Below are 20410 nucleotides of genomic sequence, written 5' to 3' on the forward strand. Positions count from 1 at the left end.
GATGCCGATGTTGATCTCGCCCTCGTCAACCTCAAAGTTGTCGTCGGAGTCTGTGAAGTCCAGAATCTTCATGTCGGGATAGGCGGCCACGGCACCCATAGCGGTGGGCATATCGGTGCAGATGAAGTCCACGGCGTCGGTCTCCAGGGCCATCAGCATGGCGGGGGCGGTCTCCGCGGCAGTCTGGACCTGGGCGCCCTCGATCTGAGGCAGGCAGGAGTCATACCAGATGGTGGCGATCTGCGCGGTGCAGGTGCCGCCGGAAAGGTCGCTGATGCCGGCGGCGTTGGCATAGGGGCTGTCCGTCTTGGTCACACAGACGATGGAGGCGTAGTAGTAGGGGCCGGCGAAATCCACCTGCTCGCTGCGCTCGGCAGTCATGGACTGGCCGGCAATGACGGCGTCAAAGGTACCGGTCTGCACGCCGGGAACCAGAGAGTCCCAGTCGGACTGAACCACTTCCAGCTTCCAGCCGTTGGCCTCGCAGATCTGCTTGGCGATCATCACGTCGTAGCCGTTGGCATAGGTGCCGGGCACGTTGGAGATGGGCACAGCGCCGTTGGAGTCGTCGCTCTGACTCCAGTTGTAAGGGGCGTAGGCGCACTCCATGGCGATGGTCAGCACGCCGTCCTCCACGCCGGAGGAGCCGGCGGTCTCCCCGCCTTCAGCGGTGGTGCCGGAATTGCCGGAGTCGGCAGTGTCGCCGGAGCTGCCGGTGCCGCCGCAGGCGGCCAGGGACGCTGTCATGGCCAGAGCCATCAGCAAGGTCAACAATCTCTTCATGTTTCTTCACCTTTCTCATCTCAAAAAAGATTCCGCGGCGGTCACAGACCTCCTCCGCGCCTGCCGCCGGCGGAGAGGAGAAAAAATGGACCGCTTTGTCAAGCGGTCCATGGAAAATACGGAAAGAAGCCCCCGGCAGGGACGATCCCGAACAGCCATTGATAGCGCTTCACAAAGGTTTGTGACAGTCCGGCAGGTATTCCCTGACGGCCCAGCACCAGAAGGACAGGCATCGTCCCGGCACTTCGGCGGCGGACCCTTCCCCGTCCGGCGGCTGCCTGGCCTTGCCGGAGCGGTACTGATGAACGCCGCGCCTCTATCTGAGCGATCCAATTTTGAAGGTATCCTATCACGTTCTCGGGGAGATGTCAACGCCCCTTCCCAGAAAAATGCCAAAAATCCCGCAGATTTGTGCAGATCATAGAAGAAAATGCCAAAACCGTTGCGCACTGTGGGGAAAATGTGGTATGATGCTCCCTGCACACACGGCGCAAGCGCCGGGAGAGGAGTGTGGAAGTATGATGCAGGCGGCGGAACTGGCGGTGCTGGACTGGCTCCAGGCCCATCTGCGCTGCGATTTTCTGGACGCGGTGATGCCGTGGATCAGCCGGATCTGCGACCACGGAGAGATTTGGATCCTGCTGGCGGCGGTGCTGCTGCTTCTGCGGAAGCACCGCTGGACAGGGATGTCCCTGTCCTTTGCGCTGATTCTGGATCTGATCTGCTGCAATATCGTTCTGAAACCCCTGGTCGGCCGGATCCGGCCCTTCTTGGTGAATACCGCGGTGGAACTGCTGACAGCACCCCCGGCGGACGCATCCTTTCCCTCGGGGCACACGGCGGCGTCCTTTGCGGCGGTGTTTGCCCTGCGGGCCTCCGGCAGCCCCCTGTGGAAGCCGGCGGCGGTCCTGGCGTCCGTGATCGCCTTTTCTCGGCTGTACCTGTACGTCCACTGGCCCACCGACGTGCTGGGGGGCATTCTGGTGGGCGCCGCGGCTGGCTGGGCAGGCGCGCGGCTGGCAGACGTCCTCCGCCGCAGGCGGGAGCGGCTGGGCCGCAGGGCATAGCGGAAAAAACGGACCGGACGGCTTGCCGTCCGGTCCGTGCGGCTTCACGCGGCGTTCTCCCTGGCCTGAAGATATTTCTTCACAGCGAAGATGCCCGCCACCGCTGCCACGCCCAGTAGCGTCTCCGCCGCGTCGGTGTGGCTGACGATCATCTGCCGGACGATGGTGAACAGCAGCACGTCCACCACCGCGTCGGCGGTGTGCAGGGCCAGCATCTTCACGAACTCAATTCCCATCACCAGCAGCAGTGTGGCGGAGAGGAAATCCCCCAGGGCGAAGGCCTCTGGGGAGAGGAGCAGGGTCCGGCCAGTCTCCCGGAACAAAAATACCGCCCCGCAGACGATCACCAGCAGGGTCACGGCGGCGATGAGCAGCTCCAAAGCACGGGCGGCCTTCAACAACAGGATGTGGGCGGGATGACGGTTCATGGTGCCTCCTTGCGCCGCGGGGCGGCAGAGTGAAGATAAGAAATAAAAGATAGGGGATAAGAGATGCCCCTCTCCGGGAAGGATCTCTTATTCTTTTATCTGGGCCTTGGACTTGCAAAAACGAAGAGCCCGTAAAAATGTAGGGGCGGCAATCTGCCGCCCGGCGGGAATGGTGTGGGGGCGTCGTGTTACCCCTCGTCGATGTCGAGGCTGCCGACGGGAGCCCCGGAGGGCAGAAATTTTTCGCCGTCGGACACTGTCAGGTACATAAAGCCTGTGGAATCCGCTGATTGGTACACCAGCGTACCGTCCTTGACGGCAAAGCGGTTGACGAATTTTTCATCATCTGTGGTGAGGATCACGGTGTCTCCGTCCAGTTTCCAGGTGCCGAGCCCAAAATAGCTGCTCAGGGCTCCTTCGGAACAGCGCATACTTCCGTCACTGTTGAGGGCGATATAGAAATCGCTCCCAAACCCCTCTTTTTCGTAGATGTAGACCTGGTCGGCGAGGTCGCCGGCGGTTACCGCTGCCGGCTGGCCGGAACAGCCCGTCGCCATGAGAGTAAAGAGCAGGAGCAGGGCGGAAAACAGACGGCACTTCATCATGATGTAGCCCTCCTTTCCATGATCCGAAAACAGGACCGCCTCTCCATCAATCTATCACAGACGGCGGCCCATTGCAAGGCAAACCCGCCTTGCGTAAACGCCGGATTTGGGATATACTATATCTCTATGGAAAAATCAGCCTGCGGGCAGGAGGAACTCCCCATGAAGCTCATGGTCATCGACGGCAACAGCATCCTGAATCGGGCCTATTACGGCATCCGTCCTCTCACCACACGGGACGGGCTTTACACCCACGCCATCTTCGGATTTCTCACCACGCTCCTTCGACTGGAGGGGGAGGAGGCACCGGACGCGTTGTGCGTCACCTTCGACGTCCACGCTCCAACCTTCCGCCATCAGGCGTCGGAGGCCTACAAGGCCACCCGCAAGCCCATGCCGGAGGAGCTCCGGGTCCAGGTGCCGGTGCTGAAAGAGGTGCTGGACGCCCTGAACATTCCCCGTTATGAGCAGGAGGGCTGGGAGGCCGACGACCTGATCGGCACCATCTCCCGCAAGTGCGAGGCGGACGGCTGGGACTGCGTGGTGGTCACCGGCGACAAGGACAGCCTGCAGCTCATTACCGACCACACCATGGTGAAGCTGGTGTCCACCCGCATGGGGCAGACCACCACCAAGGATATGACGGAGACCGCCTTCCAAGAGCAGTACGGCTTCGCCCCCATCCACATGATCGACCTGAAGGCCCTGATGGGGGACAGCTCCGACAACATCCCCGGCGTCCCCGGCATCGGGGAGAAGACCGCCATGGCCCTGATCCAGCAGTACGAGAGCATCGACAACCTGTACGCCAAAATGCCGGACATCGAGGCCAAGCCTGCCGCCATCCGCAAGCTGGCGGAGGGGGAGGAGAGCGCCCGGGAGTCTTACTGGCTGGCCACCATCGTTACCGACGCGCCTCTGGACTTCCATCCCGAGGAGAACCTGTGCCGGAAGCCCGGCCCGGACGCCTACCCGCTGTTTTTGAAGCTGGAGTTCACCAAGCTGATCGAGAAGTTCGGCCTGTCCCCGGCGGAGCAGCCAGCGGCGGAAAGGGCGGACTTCACCATGACCGTGGAGCAGGTCACAGAGCCTGCTCAGACGGAGCGGCTGCTGGCCCTCTGGCGAGCGGCGGACCATGTATCGGTGCTGGCCCTGCCGGACCTGACGGGCCTCTCTGTGGTCTGCCGGACCGGGGCGGACACCGGCGTCACGGCGGAGCTGTTCTTCGACAAGTATCAGGGGGACTGGAACGCCCTTTTGAACGCCCTGTTCGCGGCGGACGTCCGCAAGGTCTCCCACAATGTCAAGGACCTGACGCGGACGCTGCTGGAAAACGGCCTGCGGGCGGAGGGCTTCGTCTTCGACACCGCCCTGGCTGCCTACCTGCTGGACGCCACGGCGGGGAGCTATGACCTTGCCCGCCTGTTCGTCGCCTATTTCAACGAGGAGCTGCCAAAGGCCCTCTACCTGGAACCGGACGCCTTCTCCCTGCTGGGGGACGCCGCCGCGGCGGAGGCCAGCTTCGACAGCTACGCCGCCGCCGTGGACTCCCTGTACGGCGCCCTGGCGGAAAGACTGGCGGAGCGGGGCCAGATGGACCTGCTGCATGAGATCGAGATGCCCCTCTGCGCCGTGCTGGCGGAGATGGAGACCGCCGGATGCAGGGTAGACGCCAAGGCCCTCGGTGCTTTCGGGGATCTGCTGGCCCGGCGGAGCGCCGAGCTGGAACAGCAGATCTACGCCATGGCGGGGGAGGAATTCAACATCAACTCCCCCAAGCAGCTGGGGGAGATCCTCTTCGGCAAGCTGGGCCTGCCCCATGGCAAAAAGACCAAGACCGGCTGGTCCACCAACGCCGATGTGCTGGAAAAGCTCCGGTACGAGGCCCCCATCGTGGGGGCGGTGCTGGAGTATCGCCAGTACGCCAAGCTGAAATCCACCTATGCCGACGGCCTTTTGAAGGCCATGGACCCGGACGGCCGGGTGCGGACCAGCTTCCAGATGACGGTGACGGCCACGGGCCGCCTCTCCTCCACAGAGCCTAATCTCCAGAACATCCCCACCCGCACGGACCTGGGCAGCGAGATCCGGCGGATGTTCATCCCGGCGGAGGGCTGCGTCCTAGTGGACGCCGACTACTCCCAGATCGAGCTGCGGCTGCTGGCCCACATGGCTGGGGACGAGGCCATGATCGCCGCCTTCCGCTCCGGCGGGGACTTCCACGCGGAGACGGCGGCCAAGGTGTTCCACGTGGCGCCGGACCAGGTAACTCATGAGATGCGCCGCCAGGCCAAGGCAGTGAACTTCGGCATCGTCTACGGCATCTCCGCCTTCTCTCTGAGCCAGGACATCGGCGTGAGCGTGGCGGAGGCCAAGGCGTATATGGAGGCCTACTTCGCCACCTTCCCAGGCGTCCGGACGTATATGGACGCCATTGTGGAGCGGGCCAGGGAGCAGGGCTATGTGGAGACGCTGTTCCACCGGCGGCGGGACCTGCCGGAGCTGAAGTCCTCCAACTTCAACCTCCGCTCCTTCGGGGAGCGAGTGGCCCTGAACATGCCCATCCAGGGCACCGCGGCGGACATCATGAAGCTGGCTATGGTGGCGGTGCGGAAACGCCTGCGGCAGGAACTGCCGGAGGCCCGTCTGGTGCTGCAAGTCCACGACGAGCTGATCGTGGAGTGCCCGGAGGCCCAGGCGGAGACCGCCGCGGCGCTGCTGAAGGAGGAGATGGAGAACGTGGTGTCCCTCTCCGTCCCCCTAACGGCGGACGCCCACTGGGGCAGAAACTGGCTGGAGGCCAAGGGCTGATGGGATTTCAGAAGATCGACTACGCCGCGTGGCCCCGCCGTCCGTATTTTGAGCATTACCACCGGGACGTGCCCTGTTGGTACAGCATGACGGTGGACGTGGACATCTCCGCCCTACTGCCCCGCCTGCGGGGGTCGGGACTCCGGTTCTATCCGTCGGTGATCCACGGCATCTCCCGGATGGTCAACGCGGACCCGGCCCTCCGCATGGCTATGGACGAGACGGGGGCCATCGGCGTCTACGACCGGGTGGACCCCACTTATACGATTTTTCACAAGGACGATGAGACCTTCTCCGTCCTCTGGACCGCCTACCAGCCGGATCTGCGGGCCTTCTGCCAGGACTGGGAGGCGGACCGGACCCGCTATGGGGACATCCACACCTTTGAAGCCCGCCCGCCGGAGGCGGGACAGGGACTCTTCAACATCTCCGCCGTGCCCTGGGCCTCCTTCCGAAGTCTGCACCTGGAGCTGCCGGAGGCCAACGACTACCTGCTGCCCATCTTCACCCTGGGCCGCTACCGGAAGGAGAACGGCCGCACCCTGCTGCCTCTGGCCATGCAGGTCCACCACGGCGTCACGGACGGCTTTCACGTGGGGCGGTTCTTCAACCGCCTCCAGGCCTGGGCGGACAGTGCGCCGGAGATGGGCGCATGAAGCGCCTGTATATGATCGGCGGTCCTATGGGCGTGGGAAAGACCGCCGCCTGCCGCCAGCTGCAGCAGCTGCTGGACCGGAGCGTGTTCCTGGACGGGGACTGGTGCTGGGATGCCCACCCCTTTCAGGTGACGGAGGAGACCCGGGAGATGGTGTTGGAGAACATCTCTTTTCTCCTGAACAGCTTCCTCCGCTGCTCCGCCTATGACCATGTGATTTTCTGCTGGGTCCTGCACCGGCGGGAAATCTGGGAAGACCTGCTCCGCCGCCTGACGGAGCCGTATGTCCTGCGGGCCGTCTCCCTGGTCTGCACACCGGAGACCCTGCGGTCCCGGCTGGAGGGAGATATCCTCGCCGGAAAGCGAATACCGGATGTGTTGGACCGGAGCCTGGCCTACCTGCCGCTGTATGATGCCCTGGACATCCGGCACCTGGATGTGACGGCTTTGACGCCCCGGGAGACGGCGGAGTGCATCCGAAGGGAGGGCGGCGCATGAAGCGGCTGATCGTCCTGCTGGGCGTGGCTGGGGTGTCCCTGTCGGCGGTGTTTGTCCGGTGGTCCACGGCGCCGTCCCTGATCCTGGCGCTGTACCGGATGGCCTTTTCGGCGGCGCTGATGGCGGTCCCGGTACTGGCGGGACGAAGGCGGGAGCTGAAATCCCTGACCCGGCGGGACGTGCTGCTGTGCCTTGCCAGCGGCTTGTTTCTGGGCATCCACTTCGCGGCGTATTTTGGGGCCCTGCGGGCCACCTCCATCGCCTCGGCGGTGGTGCTGGTGGATACGGAGGTATTCTTTGTGGCAGCGGCCTCGGCGTTGTTTCTGGGGCAGCGGCTGCCCCGCCGGACCTGGCCCGCGGTCCTGCTTGCCTTTGCAGGCAGCGCGGTGGTGGCGCTGGCAGACAGCGCCGCCGGGACGAATGCGCTGCTGGGAGATTTGATTGCCCTGGCCGGCGCCGCCGCCATGGCGGTCTATACCATGATCGGAACGGTCTGCCGGCAGCGGCTCTCCACGTCAGTGTACACCTTTCTGGTGTATACGTCCGCCGCGGCCACGCTGCTGGCTGCGGCCCTGCTGAGCGGAACGCCGCTGGCCGGCTACGGTCCGGTGAACGGGCTGACGGCCCTGGGCATGGCGGTATGCTGCACCCTGCTGGGACACAATGTGTTCAGCTGGGGGCTGAAATATCTGCCGCCGGCCTTCATCGCCACGGTCAAGCTGATGGAGCCGGTGTTCGCCTCTGTCTGGGGACTCCTGCTCTTTGGCGAGCGGCCGGGCTGGCTGACGGTTGCCGGAGGCGCGGCGGTCCTTCTGGGCGTGGGGCTGTATGCCCGTACCATCGGCGGGGATGCCGGAAAACGAGAGGAGAGAGAACCATGAGAGAACAGATGCACGTGCGCATCGTCCCCATGACCGGGGACCATCTGGACGAGGTGGCGGAGCTGGAACGGATCTGCTTCACCACCCCCTGGTCCCGGAACATGCTGGTGGAGGAGCTGCAGAACGACTGCGCCGCCTTCCTGGTGGCCCTGGATGACGAGGACCACGTGGCGGGCTACGCCGGCCTGCTGGTGGTGCTGGACGAGGGGTACATCACCAATGTGGCCGTGCGGCCGGAGTGCCGCCGCAACGGCATCGCCCAGAAGCTGCTGCAAGTGTTCCTGGACTTTGCCCAGGCCCACAAGCTGGCGTTTCTGACGCTGGAGGTCCGGGCCTCCAACTACGGGGCCATCGCCCTGTACGGCAGCCGGGGCTTCCGCAGCGTGGGCAGGCGGAAAAACTATTACGAGCATCCGAAGGAGGATGCCATCATCATGACAAAGGAGTTTACCGATGGAACTGAGGATCCCGACACTGGAGCAGCTGCGGACGGTCTATGACCGGGACCTGCGGACAGCATTTCCCGCAGCGGAGCTGAAGCCCCTGAAGAATATGGAGGAGATGTGGGCCGAGGGGCGGTACCGCCCCTGGTGCCTCTTTGACGGGGACGACATCGCCGGCGAGGCATTTTTATGGCTGGGCCACCCCGGCTGGGCCCTGCTGGACTATCTGTGCGTGGCCGCAGACCGCCGGAACGGCGGCCTGGGCTCCGTGATCCTGGAGAAGCTCCGGGAGGCGGAGCGGGGCAATGTGATCTTCGGAGAGAGTGAGATCCCTTGCTACGCCCCGGACCCGGCCATGGCAGAGCGGCGGCTGGGCTTCTATGCCCGCAACGGCGCCCGGACCGCCGGGTATGACACGGAGATGTTCGGCGTACCCTACAAGACCCTGTACTGGGCGGAGGGGAAAGTGGACGAGTCCGCCCTGATGGAGGAGCACCGCTTTATCTATGCCAGTACCTTTGCGCCGGATAAATTCCGCAGATATGTCCGCATCCCCTTTGATCCAAATGGGACGCCGGGCGAGAGAGTATCCTGGCAGCAGTGACGGAAAAGAGAGGGACAGATCATGAAAATTTTGGCCTTTGAGTCCTCCTGCGACGAGACAGCGGTGGCCGTGGTGGAGGACGGGCGCACGGTCCTGTCCGATGCCATCGCCTCCCAGGCGGACCTCCACGCCCTGTACGGCGGCGTGGTGCCGGAGATCGCCTCCCGCAAGCATGTGGAGGCCATTGCCGCCCTGACGGACCAGGCTCTGCGGCAGGCGGGCTGTGAGAAGTCCGACATCGACGCGGTGGCAGTGACCTATGCCCCGGGGCTCATCGGCGCGGTGCTGGTGGGCCTCAGCTTCGCCAAGTCGGTGGCCTTTGCCCTGGGGGTGCCCCTGATCCCGGTGCACCACATCCGGGGCCACATCGCCGCCAATTACCTGGCCTTTCCGGAACTGGAGCCGCCCTTCCTGGCCCTGGCCATCTCCGGAGGCAACACAATGATCGTGGACGTCCGGGACTACACGGATATGGAGATTCTGGGCGCCACCCGGGATGACGCAGCAGGGGAGTGCTTCGACAAGGCGGCCCGGGTGCTGGGCCTGCCCTATCCCGGCGGCGCCCCCATGGACGCCCTGGCCCGGCAGTCCCCGGGCGGGGTGTACACCCTGCCTCACGCCCATGTGGACGGGGCAGAGCTGGACATGAGCTTCTCCGGCCTCAAGACGGCGGTGGTGAACCTGGCCCACCATGCTCAGCAGGTGGGGGAGTCTCTGGACCGGGCAGCGCTGGCTCGGGACTTCGCCCAGGCTGTCAGCGATACACTGGTGCCCCGGGCCATGGAGGCGGCAAAGCAGACTGGCCGCACTGTGCTTTGCGCCGCCGGCGGCGTAGCGGCCAACTCCGTCATCCGGGAGGATCTTCGTCGGGCCTGCGAGGCGGCAGACATCCGGTTATACCTGCCGCCGCTGAAACTCTGCGGCGACAACGGTGCCATGATCGGCGCCCAGGGGTATTATGAATATCTGGCAGGGCATACGGCTGGCATGGAGCTGAACGCCTATGCTACACGGGACATTGCAGACTGAATCAGGCGGCCGCGTCAGCGGCCGCCTGATTTATTGGAAAATGCATAACGAGCTTATGCAGGCTGCATCTGTAAAGCCAGATACCTTGCTTTTTGTGAAGGCGCAGCTCGGGTGGTCTTCATTTGCCGTTCACTTTTGGAAAAACAGGCAGGAGAGACGGAGAAGTTTTTGAAGGCAAAACATTATGTAAAGTTTAGACGCTTTTTTGGGCGGTGGAAAAGCGCAAAAAGAGAAGATGGTAAATTTATACAATTTACAAAAAAATATTGAAAATAAATAGAAAATTCGCGTGTGGAAAATCATGTGGAAAATGTGAATAACTCTTTGTAAAAAGAAATTATCAAATAAATTATGTAAATGCTGAAAAGAACGGAAGACTGCAAAAAGAAGGGAGTCAACAGAAAATAATGACAGAATTTGTCGAAGTTTCTTGGGAAAATCACAACAGAATTTCCTGTTGTAATGGGCGGAATTCGGGGGAAAAGCGTAGGAAATAGGCTAATCGCCTGAAAATATTTTGAAGGAATTCCTTCAAAATACAAAATGTAATATACAGGAATTGCCATGCAGAGAGTGTGGCAGGAAATCAAAAGAATCTGTTGACGTCGGTCAAAAAATATGATAAAATATATCCTGTTCTGGATGTGCCTTTCCAAAAACACCATGTCATGAATTGATAAGCTAATGTAGCTCAGTCGGTAGAGCAGCTGATTCGTAATCAGCAGGTCGTGTGTTCGAGTCACATCATTAGCTCCAAAAGAAGCCCTGAGGTCCAACGGCCTTGGGGCTTCTCTTTTTCTGGAAATGTTGTATAACGGTGGTAATGTGGTAGCAACTGTCATTTAGCTTGTGCATCTCCGGCTGGAGGCGGCCCGGATCGTTGTTATTGATGAGCGCAGAACCTGTGCTGCCTAAGGCATCTGCGCGCACTGGCGGCAGGCCGGGGCTGGTGAACGAGAACCCCGACCATGTGCGGCCTGCATACTGCCAGAGGGCCTCTCGGAGGGAGGATGCCCCTGTGAGCGGCTGGAGCAGAGAAATTCAAAACGCAAAGAGGAGACGGAAGACCGTGTGGCTTCCTTCGAGCGAAAGAGGGCCCCGGTGCGGAATCTGCACCGGGGCCCATGAGGTTCTCAATGTCCGTTTCGACCGGAAGCTCCACGGCTTTGCGCGTGCTTCCTGCCGCGCTCCGCCGGGAATCCATGCACCTTACTTATAATAAATTCCCAATAGCGCCTTATGAGGCTCTGTGAATGCCCCCAGCCGGATCTCCATGCTGATCTCGAAGGCCCGGTCCCAGGGGAAGCCGTATCCCGTCAGCTCCACGCCGCCCCAGCCCCGCTCGGCATACTCCCGGGTGGCGGAAAGGGAAGAGATGAAGTTGCTCCGCTCCAGGTTTTCGATCACCGGGGCCACGGCCGCTGCCATGCCGGCCTCCAGCCGCTCCAGGATGGACACCCGGTCGATGTCCGGCATCCAGAAGTTGTCGGCATTGCCCGACAGGTCGTTCCGGACAAAGCTCAGAATGTCGTTGCGCACGATGTTCTTGTAGCAGAAGTCCTTCAGAATGCTGTCCGCCAAGGTCCGGAGAAATGCCTGTTCTGTGGCATCTGTTTGCTCACCGTGCTGGAGGAAGGCATACCGGGCCACACCATGGCTCAGGGCCGTGCCGGTGACGATGGCCATATCCAGAAAACCCGCATAGCTCAAAAGCCAGCCAAGCTCTGCCTGATCTGTCAGCGCCTTATGGAAGGCGGTCCCGTAGGTGCCGTTTCCCGCGTCGATGAGGATGGTAGGCAGCCCGGCAGCCCGGTTGTCGTTCAGACACTGGACCAGTGCGTTGATATACGTCTCCTGGGCTGCCGGGTCTGCCGGCTGGGTCAGCACCAGCATTGCCAGTTCCTCGCCGCCGGGTTCCGCCATCGTCAGGTCGAAAAAGTCGAAGTGCTCTGCCACGATGGCCTCCAGAGGCTGGTAGTCATAGGCGCAGGCAGGCCGGTCCTCAGTACCGCCGAAATACTGGACGGATACCGCGGCACCCTCCCAGCCCCACTCCTCCAGGCAGAGCTTCGTCACCGCCTTAAAGGCCAGGTCGTCCACACCGGAGAGCAGGGCGTCCCCTTGGCGCAGCTGCGCCCGGAGATAGGCGATCTCGTTTTTCTGGATGCTGTCCTCCTCCGAGGAGTCGTCGATGCCGATCAATACCCGGAACTGCCCGTCCGCCGTCTCCTCCAGAGCTTGGAACATGGCGTCGCTAAGCCGCAGCTTCCGCTCCCGGGAGGCCAGATAGTTCTCCACGGCTCCCTCCGGCAGCGGCTCCTCCGCCTCCACCGGGACGGGGGTTCCGTCCGCCCCCAGGGGGTAGTCCGCCACAATGTTCCCGATGGTCAGATCCGTGCCCTCCAGGTGGGGACGGGGTGCCATGCCGTAAGTCCGCAGGGCATTGTACTCGTTGAGGCCGAACCCGCCGTAGCCGGTGGTGGCCGCCAGCCGCATGACTGTGTCCAGCAACCAGATCCGGTTGTTCTCATCCGCTGCCAGCAGGTCGATCACCGCCGTCAGCAGCTCCGCTTCCACCAGTGTCTCTCCGGAGGAAAGCGTCACCGGGTTCTCCCCAGTCATAGCCCGGGAGCTGACCAGCCCGCCGGAGAGCAGCTGATCCAGGGACAGGATGTACCGGTCACACCCGGCGGCCTCCTGCTTAGCCACCCACTCGTACAGTGCTCCCCGGTCCCCGTACTGGGTCCCGTTCTCATTCGGGGGCTGGCCGTCCAGCCGGGTGCGGTACAGGTCCCGCTCCGGCATGGCCAACTCGTAGCCCAAGGATTCCGCCAGGTATACCACCCGCTCGGCGTTGTCTGGCCGGTCATCCAGAGGTACGTAGGCGATCACCGGCGCACCGGCCCGGGGGGTCTCCTGTTCCACAGGCTCCGTCCGCACCGGCCCGCACCCTGCCAGAAGCGTACAGGCCAGCGCCGCTGCCAACATCCGTCTTCTCATGGTATGTTCTCCTGTTTCCAAAAGAGCGGAGCCATCGGCTCCGCTCCATCTGTTCTGTCCTGCCCCACACTCTCGGGACGGGAAAAGGGGCAGGGGAAAACCTTCGGTTTTCCCCAGTTGATCTGCCTCCGGCAGCTCAAGAATCTGAAACCATTTTCGGCAGGATATGCGCCTGCCGAAAATACATGGACTCAGCCGCCTTGGGCGGCGTCTCCAGTGACCGCCGTGGTGGCTCGGAGGGGAGCCTGCTCCCCTCCGAATTCCCTCACAGTCCGAATGCTCCCAGGTCCAACCCACCGGTGGCCTGCTCGATGCTCTTGTCCATGGCCTCCCCGGCCTGGCGCAGGGCCTCATTTACAGCGGATACCACCAGGTCCTGGAGCATCTCCACATCCTCCGGGTCCACGGCCTCCGGTTTGATGGTAACGGCCAGCACTTCCTTTTTGCCGTTGACCTTGGCCTCTACCACGCCGCCTCCCACGCTGGCGGTGAACTCCTGGGCCTCTACGGCCTCCTGGGCCGCATTCACCTGCTCCTGCATCTGCTGGATGCGGGCCTGCATCTCCGCCTGGCGCTGAGCGCCGGTCATCTTCATGCTGCCGTTGGTAAATCCACGGCGTGCGCTGTATCCCATAACTGGTCTCTCCTTTGTATTACTTGATCTCGATATTATCGAACTGACTGCCGAATTTCAGCAGGTTCTGCAGATTTTCCCGGGGCGTGGCCTTGGGGGGCTCTCCCACCTGAAAGACCAGGCGCACCGTCACGCCGCCGCTGGCGGCTTCCTCCATCAGGGCATTTCGCACCCGGTCATTGTCCAGACGTCCCAAGGTAATGTCATCCGGGGCATAAACCGTCAGCAGGCCGCCCTCCAGAACACCTGTGCACATATCCAGAAACACCCGGTACATAGGCGGCAGGCGGCCCTTGCAACCCTCTGCCAGCGCCCGCCACCAACTGCCCCCCACAGCGGATGCCGCAGCAGGGGAGGGGGCGGCGGGCTGCGCCTCCGGTACGTCGAACACCCGCGCTCCGGGCTCCTCCGGCAGAGGCGGCTCCTCGGGAAGCGGAGGGCGCTCCTCCCGTGCCGGCGGTTCTTCCCGAGGCGGGGCATCCTCCGGCGCAGGTGCCGGGGGCGGTACGGGGCCGGAGGACAGCTTCACCGTGCCGCCGCTTTCTGCGGCGGCCGCCCGCAGAAGCTGCCCCCGTTGGGCACTGTCTTCCAGCCGCTGGACCCGGGCCTCCAGGGCCGTCAGGTCCCCAGAGAGGGACTCGTCGCACAGCCGCAGGAGGCAGAGCTCCGCATCCGTGCGGCGGTTGGAGCTGTAATAGAGGTCCGCCGTGGCCCTTTGCAGCGTAGTGGCCAGGTAGATCAGCCGGGTAGCGGGAATCTCCCTGCCCAGCCTGTCCAGCGTGGCGCTGTCATAGCCGCCGGAGAGCAGGGCTGCCCCCCCCTCCGGCGCCGTACGCCGCAGCAGCAGGTCCCGGACCAGCGTGCTGAGCTCACCCAGCACCGCGCCTACATCCTTGCCACCCTGGTACAGCTGGTCCAGCTGCAGCAGGGCGCCCTTGGCGTCCCGGCTCAGAATAAACTCCATCAGCTGGGCCGTCTGCAGGTTTCCCGCCAGGCCCAGCGCCTCCAGCACGGCCCGGCTGTCCACGGTCCCGCCTACGGCGGCACACTGGTCCAAAAGGCTCAGGCCGTCCCGCAGAGCGCCGTCCGCCAGACGGCTCAACAGCTCCGCGCCATCCGCCGTCAGGTCGATCTGCTCCTGTCCGGCCACATACAGCAGCCGCGCCGCGATGTCCTGAGGCGTGATGCGCTTGAAGGAAAACCGCTGGCACCTAGAGAGGATGGTGGCGGGCACCTTGTGGAGCTCCGTAGTGGCCAGAATGAACATCAGGTGCTCCGGCGGCTCCTCCAGAATCTTCAGCAGAGCATTGAAGGCCGGGGTGGAGAGCATGTGGACCTCGTCCACGATGTACACCCGCTTCTTCACATTGGCCGGGGCGTAGATGGCTTCGTCCCGCAAGGCCCGCACCTGGTCGACACCGTTGTTGGAGGCAGCGTCCAGCTCCAGTACATCCAGAAAACTGCCGTTTTCGATGCCCACGCAGGAGGGGCACTGGCAGCAGGGATCGCCGTCCATCGGGTGCTCGCAGTTGACGGCCTTGGCCAAGATTTTGGCACAGGTGGTCTTGCCGGTGCCCCGGGTGCCTGTGAAGAGGTACGCATGGGAGGTGCGGCCCTCCGCCACCTGCTTACGCAGAGTCTGGGTGATGTGGGACTGGCCGATGACATCCGAAAACGTTTTGGGCCGCCATTTGCGGTACAGGGCCTGATACAAGAAATCACCTCCAAGCGAAAAAAGTCCTCCGCATGCAGCTGCGGAACCGGCGCCCTCGCGGCACATGGAACATCCCGCTTAATGCTGCTCGGTTCCCCGCCTGACATGATTCGCGGGCATCCATTGCGCGAGACCGGCTCCGCAGCTGCATGCGGAGGACTGTAACGTTATAGCTTATTTATTTTACTATATCCTCTGCAAATTGGCAACAAAAAATTTTCCGCTTTCTGAAAAAAATAGTCTTTACAACAGAGAAAATTATGGTATAATATTATCTGCCGTTGCATGACAGGAATGATGGACTCATAGTTCAACGGGGAGGGCGCTGCGTTTGCAGCCATATAAAACTACATCCCGCAGCGCTGGTTCTCTTCCCATTCACTAGTCTGGTTTTCCATGATTTTCCCTCAAAATCGAATATCCTGAAAATCCGTTTTTCATAACTTTTTTCGATGGAAAATGGCCAATATGGGCCCATAGCTCAGCTGGGAGAGCGTACGGTTCGCATCCGTAAGGTCGTCGGTTCGATCCCGATTGGGTCCACCAAATGAATGACCCCACCCAATTTGAACAAACGCTTGTCGTTGTTCAGAACGGGTGGGGTCATTTTATGCCTGAACTCCTTGCATTGCAAGGGGTTCAGGCCTTTCTGTATTTCATGTCTTGTGTCACCTGAAAAATACAAACAGGGTAAAATCAAAACACAAAACGTGTAATCGACGAGATTCGAACCCCTGTTATGTCAGTAAGTTGCTCTCCTCATTTGCCGTTCATGAACAACTCTTCTACCTGACAAGGTGTTCGGTTTTTCAATGTGCGATGTGGCCGCTGTGTGTTGTAAAACTCGATATAAGATGCAAGGCATCGTTTGAAATCTGTTTCGGAAGTGTAGTCCTTCCTGTAAAGCTCCTCCTTTTTGAGTGTAGCGAAGAACGATTCAGCAACAGCGTTGTCATGAGGCCGCCCTGAATTGGAGAAAGATTGTACCACAGCGTGCTCATGTAGTAGCTGTTTGAATCGATGCGAGGTGTATTGAGCACCTCGGTCACTGTGAAAGATGAGTTTTGTTTCTGGGTTTCTTTGTGCCCATGCCATTTTGAAAGTAGATGTGATCAACTGGGTGCTGTTCTTTCTGGATACTTTGTATGCGACAATTTTGCGGGAAAACAAATCCAAAATCACACAGGTGTAAAGATAGAACTCCCCCAGCTTAAAACAAGTAACATCGCTGACCCAGATTTGGTTGGGCTTGTCCGCCTGAAACTGCTGCTGGAGGATGTTCCGTTTCTTTTCCGGTTCATGAAGTTTCATGTAGTCCTGTTTTGCAGTGCTGCGGATACTAGCTAGGCCCATCTCTCTCATCAGTTTTGCCACATATTCTGTGCTGACTTGATGGCCATGTTGGACAAGTATTGTGCGGATCTTTTCAGCACCCAGCACCTGGCGGTACTCATCAAATATCTTCTGAATCAGAATACGATATTCCTCCCGCCGCTTTTCGAACCAAGCGTTGCTCCGTTTATTTCGGAGAATGTGGTTATAGAAAGTCCCGCGGGGAACATTCAGAGCTTCACAAAGTGTATGGACATCATATTGGCCGTACAGTAATTCTAGCTCCGTCAGTCGCTCCTTCAACGGAGCATGGACGGTGCAGCCGACGGTTTGCAAAACGGCGACCATGTTTTCCAATTTAGAGACTTTGTGTAGAAGTGCATCATACTCTTTGACGGTGCAGGTGCGTCTTTCATCGGGAACCGCTGGGCAGTATAGTTTTGCCCAGCGATAGATCGTCCGTACGCAGACACTGTATTCTGCGCATAATTCCTGGATTGGCTTGCCCTGCCTGTACTGTGCGATGATATCGGTTTTCTCTTGATCTGTGTAGGTCATGATGTTTGCCCCTTTCTTGTAATATGCTACTAGTGTAGCATGTAGAAAAAGATTAACACGAAGAGAGGCCGCCTGCCCTGCTAACAATACTTGAGCCTGGTATTGACAAAGGAATTATTATAATCAGTCTATTTTATAAAAAGCAAACTTCAAGAACTGGTCAAGGAATTGGACTGACTGCTTTGGTGTCAGGGAGTGAAGTTGTGAACCTGCAAATCAAGGATATCATCAATGAAATACGCCCTGTTGTGATAAATAAAAAGCGTACAGAACTGGATGCCCGGCACGATATAGGCCGAGAAAACAAAGTCACGGAAATCATGGAACTCATTTCTACAAAAAATATCGACCTTATGGAGTATTTGGAATCCATGTTATATAGGGTGATTCAGCGAGTAAGCATGCTCTCCAAAGAAAAATTTTCATCCGATTCGTCTGTAGTTTTGAAATCACCCATCTCCTTACTAAGAAGCAGGCACAGAAAAATGTGGACAGCTTGGGTGCTGCCTGTGTCTCTCTGTGCCTGCTTTTTTGTTGAGAAGTGGAAAAATTGTGATATAATATAAAAATAAAAGAACATTAGATTGGCATGAGCTGAAAATGAATGCGAGATGAGAATATGTCATACACTGTAAAATCATCTGAAAGATTAAGGAAATCTGGTTCAGAGGCAGAAACCAAGGCATTGCTTTATTTAATGAATTTCAGACCCGATAGTGATGACATATACTACTTTGTTGTAGATTTCTTTAATGACTTAACTGGGATGGACAACATGGCATCCAGATTGTGGGATGTGCAATCAAAAGGCGCACATCATGTTAGTCCCAAAGCTATCGGGAAAGAACTTGTCACATTGTTCAAGAATTATATGAGCCCATTAACCTTTGAGGCATATATTCTATTTATTGGCAGTGTGACCGGATCTCTTCGCAAAGATTCTTCTCTTACAACTTTTGGGATTGAAAATGTAAAGGATGCAGCGATAGAACAGATTAAGTTAGGCTTACATGAAGAAGGTTCCGCAAAAGAATATATTGATAGCACCGACTTGACCGATGAGAACATTAATGGTTTCCTGAGAAAAGTGTTTTTTGTCATTGATGATGGTAAAAAACCAAGTGAATATGTAAAAGCAATTATAAGGCAACATCCGAATATTATTCCAGAAGAAAAAATACTTAACGCTATTTTTAATGAGATAAGAGATAAACAGGCAAGCAAAAAAAATATTTCTTCAGTCGAGGGGATTGTGATTGAAACGACTGATGAAGCGTTAAACTATTGCAGGCACTTAACTAATAATGAAATTCGTTTAATGACTTTACAGCGTATTATCAATAGAGATCCGCTGGGTCAAGGAATACCACCATCTTTTGTAAGTATCTATAATACTTGGCCACCAGAAAGGCAGAGGGAAATGCTCGAAGATTGCCAAGGTGCCTTATGTAGGGCATTATTCAATAAAAATGCGGCAGATGGTTTTTGGTATCTATTTGAGAATACATATCAACTGATTGTCGAACATCCAGATGACTCTGTGCAGTCTCTATTTACAAAAATTCAGGCAATACCTAATTGTATTGTTCGGTGTCCTGACTTTGACGCCCTATCACTTAAGTACTTTATCTCTGTAGTCAAGGATGGTGTTCAACAATGAAGATACGGAAAGTAGCTGTAGGAAATGCTGCTGAAGCATTTATTGAAGGAAATTTCACAAATGGTGTGAACATCATTTCGAGCGACGATAATAATAAGGGAAAGACGATTGTAATCCAATCAATGATGTATGCTTTAGGAAATGAACCAACATTCCCTACATCATTTGAATTTCAGAAGTATTATTACTATATCGAATTTGAAGAAGCTGGGATTATATTCAAACTTTGCCGATCTGGCGATGGATTTGTATTAAAGCGTGAATCTACTGTACTTATTTTTGATAATGTTTCTGAACTTAAAAGATATTGGAACAGGAATATATTTCCACTTCCGTCAATAGCAAAAAATCAACTTTTAAGGATTGTAGATCCAGTACTATATGTCCAGCTTTTCTTTATTGGACAAGATAAGAAGGACACGTCCAATATCGCCAATCACGGCTTCTATAATAAACAAGATTTTATCGATATGCTTTACGCATATGCTGGTTTAATTGGAGAGCAACTTCCACAAGAGAGGATTGATGAGATAAAGAGTCATATAATAACTCTTTCTGACGAGAAAAAGCTATTGCTACAACAACATAAAATACTTAAATCGAAAAAAACACCTGTTTCATATCTTAGCGCGGAGAGTGACCGCCTCGCATTTGGTAAAAAAATAGAGAGTCTTGAAAGAGTCCAAAATAAAATTGCGGAATTACGGAAGGCTCGTAATAGTGTATCTACTCGTAAGAGTAAATGGGAGCATACGATTAACGAACTTCGCTCTTTAAATCGCACAATATCGTGTGGAGAATTACGATGCATGGATTGCAACTCTACAAATATCTCGTTTAGTACTGGAGAGTCAGTTCAAACATCCTACTCGTTTGATGTGTCTACAGTTGAAATGCGAAATGAAATCATTCATTCTATTTCAGAAAAAATTTCTGCTTATAGCGAAGAAATTGAACGGCTTTCTGCAGAAATAATTATAGAGCAAGAACGTTTGCAATCTTTAATGGATGATGAAAGCGTCTCTCTTGAATCTATTGTCGCTTACAAGAAAGATATTTTTTCGGCTTCAGATGCAGAAGCCAGAATTAAAGAGATAGACATGGAAGTCGCTACATTAAAGAGTCAACTGTTAGCCAGTGAAAATGCATCGATTGAAACGCAAGAGCAAAGAGTAGCTTTGTTATCAGCAATTATAGGCAAAATGAATGAACTTTACCATCAGATTGATCCGGATGGTAATATAATATATTCAAGCTTATTTACTCAGCGAAATGAGGTGTATTCTGGAAGCGAGGCGACTATTTTTCATGTGGTGAAATTGTTTGCCTTACAATTTGTGTTGCGGCACAGTTTCCCAATAGTAATTGACTCCTTCCGAGCAGAAGACTTATCGACTGGAAAAGAAAATACGGTGCTTGAAATCTCAAAATCAATTGATAAGCAAGTAATACTGACAACAACATTAAAGCATGAAGAGATAGGAAAATATGACGACCTTCCAGATGTGAATCATATAAATTATCAATCTCATACTCCAAGCAAGATCCTTGATGGTGCTTTTGTAGAATCCTTTGTTGCATTGTTGAATGACCTTTCGATTGAGATTTAAATGGGGTATAAAAAGTATTGACTCACTATATTAGATCGCCCCTTGCGCTAGCTTTTCATATCATATTATTTTTGGGGGAAAAGGTGACTACGCCTCAC

The 20410-nt window shown here is 57.1% G+C and carries 18 protein-coding genes, 2 tRNA genes, 1 other RNA gene and 1 riboswitch; of the genes, 13 read left to right on the top strand and 8 right to left on the bottom strand.

Annotation, left to right across the window (positions count from 1 at the left end; genetic code table 11):
• Positions 1-783: transporter substrate-binding domain-containing protein (locus tag OCV80_RS06050; protein WP_267288284.1), on the bottom strand; the 783-nt coding region annotated here is incomplete at its 3' end.
• A 154-nt stretch (positions 784-937) separates the two neighbouring features.
• A riboswitch (Lysine riboswitch) is annotated at positions 938-1110 on the bottom strand.
• A 191-nt stretch (positions 1111-1301) separates the two neighbouring features.
• On the opposite strand from OCV80_RS06050, the gene OCV80_RS06055 reads away from it, so the two are divergent.
• Positions 1302-1850 (top strand): phosphatase PAP2 family protein, encoded by a 549-nt coding sequence (locus tag OCV80_RS06055; RefSeq protein WP_317258893.1) that lies wholly within the window; start codon positions 1302-1304, stop codon positions 1848-1850.
• Between the two features lie 44 nt (positions 1851-1894).
• On the opposite strand, the gene OCV80_RS06060 is transcribed toward OCV80_RS06055, so the two are convergent.
• Entirely contained in the window at positions 1895-2278 is a 384-nt protein-coding gene (locus OCV80_RS06060; RefSeq protein WP_267288285.1) for a transporter, read from the bottom strand.
• Positions 2279-2466: 188 nt separating this feature from the next.
• On the bottom strand, positions 2467-2883 hold the full coding sequence (locus tag OCV80_RS06065; RefSeq protein WP_267288286.1) for a hypothetical protein: 417 nt from the start codon (positions 2881-2883) through the stop codon (positions 2467-2469).
• A 162-nt stretch (positions 2884-3045) separates the two neighbouring features.
• Between OCV80_RS06065 and polA the strand changes: the two genes are divergently transcribed.
• The 8 genes from polA (at position 3046) to OCV80_RS06105 (ending at position 10560) form a co-directional block, all read left to right on the top strand.
• Positions 3046-5694, top strand: a complete 2649-nt coding sequence (polA, locus tag OCV80_RS06070) for a DNA polymerase I (protein WP_136891543.1) — start codon at positions 3046-3048, stop codon at positions 5692-5694.
• Complete coding sequence (locus tag OCV80_RS06075) at positions 5694-6350, top strand: chloramphenicol acetyltransferase (RefSeq protein WP_025544963.1); 657 nt, start codon at positions 5694-5696, stop codon at positions 6348-6350. The genes polA and OCV80_RS06075 overlap by 1 nt, the downstream gene beginning before the upstream one ends.
• Entirely contained in the window at positions 6347-6847 is a 501-nt protein-coding gene (locus OCV80_RS06080) for an AAA family ATPase (protein ID WP_136891544.1), read from the top strand. Before OCV80_RS06075 ends, OCV80_RS06080 begins: the two co-directional genes overlap by 4 nt.
• Positions 6844-7728, top strand: coding sequence for a DMT family transporter (locus tag OCV80_RS06085; protein WP_025544961.1), 885 nt, complete (start codon positions 6844-6846; stop codon positions 7726-7728). The genes OCV80_RS06080 and OCV80_RS06085 overlap by 4 nt, the downstream gene beginning before the upstream one ends.
• On the top strand, positions 7725-8228 hold the full coding sequence (rimI, locus tag OCV80_RS06090; RefSeq protein ID WP_021749326.1) for a ribosomal protein S18-alanine N-acetyltransferase: 504 nt from the start codon (positions 7725-7727) through the stop codon (positions 8226-8228). Before OCV80_RS06085 ends, rimI begins: the two co-directional genes overlap by 4 nt.
• Positions 8182-8775: a GNAT family N-acetyltransferase gene (locus OCV80_RS06095; RefSeq protein ID WP_136891545.1), complete on the top strand. Its 594-nt coding sequence runs from the start codon at positions 8182-8184 to the stop codon at positions 8773-8775. Before rimI ends, OCV80_RS06095 begins: the two co-directional genes overlap by 47 nt.
• A 21-nt stretch (positions 8776-8796) precedes the next feature.
• Positions 8797-9804, top strand: coding sequence for a tRNA (adenosine(37)-N6)-threonylcarbamoyltransferase complex transferase subunit TsaD (gene tsaD / locus OCV80_RS06100; protein ID WP_025544958.1), 1008 nt, complete (start codon positions 8797-8799; stop codon positions 9802-9804).
• Positions 9805-10484: 680 nt separating this feature from the next.
• Positions 10485-10560 (top strand) — tRNA-Thr (locus tag OCV80_RS06105).
• 453 nt (positions 10561-11013) lie between these two features.
• Here OCV80_RS06105 and OCV80_RS06110 read toward each other — a convergent pair.
• The 4 genes from OCV80_RS06110 to ffs form a co-directional block, all read right to left on the bottom strand.
• Entirely contained in the window at positions 11014-12804 is a 1791-nt protein-coding gene (locus tag OCV80_RS06110; RefSeq protein ID WP_158629806.1) for a DUF4127 family protein, read from the bottom strand.
• Positions 12805-13069: 265 nt separating this feature from the next.
• Positions 13070-13438, bottom strand: a complete 369-nt coding sequence (locus OCV80_RS06115) for a YbaB/EbfC family nucleoid-associated protein (RefSeq protein WP_025544956.1) — start codon at positions 13436-13438, stop codon at positions 13070-13072.
• Positions 13439-13457: 19 nt separating this feature from the next.
• Complete coding sequence (gene dnaX, locus OCV80_RS06120; protein WP_119310691.1) at positions 13458-15152, bottom strand: DNA polymerase III subunit gamma/tau; 1695 nt, start codon at positions 15150-15152, stop codon at positions 13458-13460.
• Positions 15153-15192: 40 nt separating this feature from the next.
• Positions 15193-15292, bottom strand: an RNA gene (gene ffs, locus OCV80_RS06125) — signal recognition particle sRNA small type.
• Positions 15293-15622: 330 nt separating this feature from the next.
• Between ffs and OCV80_RS06130 the strand changes: the two genes are divergently transcribed.
• A tRNA-Ala gene (locus tag OCV80_RS06130) sits at positions 15623-15698 on the top strand.
• Between the two features lie 213 nt (positions 15699-15911).
• On the opposite strand, the gene OCV80_RS06135 is transcribed toward OCV80_RS06130, so the two are convergent.
• Complete coding sequence (locus OCV80_RS06135) at positions 15912-17042, bottom strand: IS3 family transposase (RefSeq protein WP_119310692.1); 1131 nt, start codon at positions 17040-17042, stop codon at positions 15912-15914.
• A gap of 203 nt (positions 17043-17245) precedes the next feature.
• On the opposite strand from OCV80_RS06135, the gene OCV80_RS06140 reads away from it, so the two are divergent.
• The 3 genes from OCV80_RS06140 to OCV80_RS06150 are packed head-to-tail and all read left to right on the top strand — an operon-like array spanning position 17246 to position 20312.
• On the top strand, positions 17246-17608 hold the full coding sequence (locus tag OCV80_RS06140) for a hypothetical protein (RefSeq protein WP_119310693.1): 363 nt from the start codon (positions 17246-17248) through the stop codon (positions 17606-17608).
• Positions 17609-17646: 38 nt separating this feature from the next.
• Positions 17647-18702: a hypothetical protein gene (locus tag OCV80_RS06145; RefSeq protein WP_249390700.1), complete on the top strand. Its 1056-nt coding sequence runs from the start codon at positions 17647-17649 to the stop codon at positions 18700-18702.
• A complete protein-coding gene (locus OCV80_RS06150; RefSeq protein ID WP_119310694.1) occupies positions 18699-20312 on the top strand; it encodes a hypothetical protein in 1614 nt (537 codons plus the stop codon). The genes OCV80_RS06145 and OCV80_RS06150 overlap by 4 nt, the downstream gene beginning before the upstream one ends.
• Positions 20313-20410: the final 98 nt, after the last annotated feature.

It is taken from the genome of Oscillibacter acetigenes (genome assembly GCF_025567605.1).
Lineage (GTDB): Bacteria > Bacillota > Clostridia > Oscillospirales > Oscillospiraceae > Oscillibacter > Oscillibacter welbionis.